At 49.9% G+C, this 1416-nt stretch carries 1 protein-coding gene; it reads left to right on the top strand.

Annotation, left to right across the window (positions count from 1 at the left end; translation table 11 throughout):
* Positions 1-27: 27 nt before the first annotated feature.
* Positions 28-1416: RagB/SusD family nutrient uptake outer membrane protein (locus tag BACCOPRO_RS15935; protein ID WP_040311609.1), on the top strand; the 1389-nt coding region annotated here is incomplete at its 3' end.

Genomic DNA, 1416 nt, shown 5'->3' with positions numbered 1-1416 from the left:
GTATCACCCTTTAAACAATTAGTCTATATGAAACTGAAATATACTTACCTTACAACAGGCATGCTGCTACTGGCAGCATCCCTCTCTTCCTGCGAGGATTTCCTGAACAAGGAACCGCTCTCGAACGTAATCCCCGAAGAATACTATCTGACCGCCGATCAGATTCAGGCAGCCACTGTGACCTATTATGACCAGATCATGCCCAACCTGCAAGGTGCCTTCAACGACGGAAGTACCGATATCCAGGTGGGACTCAGCGCCAGCTCCAGCTTTGGAACCGGACTCTACAAAGTAGGCATGGACAACAGCAATTATGACTGGGGACTGATACGTAACCTGAACTATGTCATAGACAAAGTGGAAACCAACCTGGCAGCCAATCTCGTAACCGGTGATGAAGATATCCTCAACCAGTCACTGGGCGAACTTTATTTCATGCGGGCCCTGCGTTACTTCAACATGTACCGTTCTTTCGGTGACTTGCCCATTGTAACCAAACCGCTGCCTGCCAACGAAGATTCTCTGGTTGTGGCCAGCAAACGAATGCCGCGTAACGAAGTCGCACGGTTTATAACCACAGAACTGGACAAGGCACATGACTTGCTGGTAGAGAACTTCGATCCCGCCCGCAACCGTGTATCTCCGGATGTAGCCCGTCTGGTTAAGGCTCGTGTAGCTCTCTTCGAAGGATCCTGGTTAAAGAACTTTGCCGGAACTGCATTTGTTCCCAACGGCGAAGGATGGCCGGGCAAGACCAAGGATTACAATGCCAACTATGAATATCCTGCCGGAGACATTCAGGCTGAGTCAAAATGGTTCTATGAGACGGCCCGGGATGCAGCCGAAGAAGTAGCCGAAAAATATAAAGGTCTGCTGACCATAAACACCGGTATCGTACCACAAAGCGACAACGATGTAAACGACTATTTCTACATGTTCGGAGCCGTAGACATGAGTCCGTATAAAGACATTCTGATGTGGCGCGAATTCAGTAAAGGCAAGGAAGTAACCTGTAACACGGAAGTCGGTGTCCAGTTCGGTAACTGGGGAACGGGAGTAACCCGTGCAGGTGTGGAATCTTTCGTTATGAAAGATGGTCTTCCCCGATATGCCAGCCACGACGGTTTCACATACGACGACAGCGAAATTGCTACGGTTCGCGCCAATGCCGATCCTCGTCTGCATATCTTCCTGAAGGAACCGGGACAGGCCAACCTCTTCAAGAACATGGACTCACCTACCACTCACGGAGTACCTGTTGAACCTTATCCTGACATCACCAATACCGACAGCCAGAAAGGTTACAGTACCGGTTACACACTCCGTAAGGGAGGTACATTCGACAAGGCACTGGCTGAAAACTTCTATGCCTATAACGGTGCGATCAGCTTCCGTGCCACAGAAGCTCTGCTGATC

It is taken from the genome of Phocaeicola coprophilus DSM 18228 = JCM 13818 (genome assembly GCF_000157915.1).
GTDB classification, from domain to species: Bacteria; Bacteroidota; Bacteroidia; order Bacteroidales; family Bacteroidaceae; genus Phocaeicola; species Phocaeicola coprophilus.
This window is presented reverse-complemented; position numbering and strand designations above follow the sequence as displayed.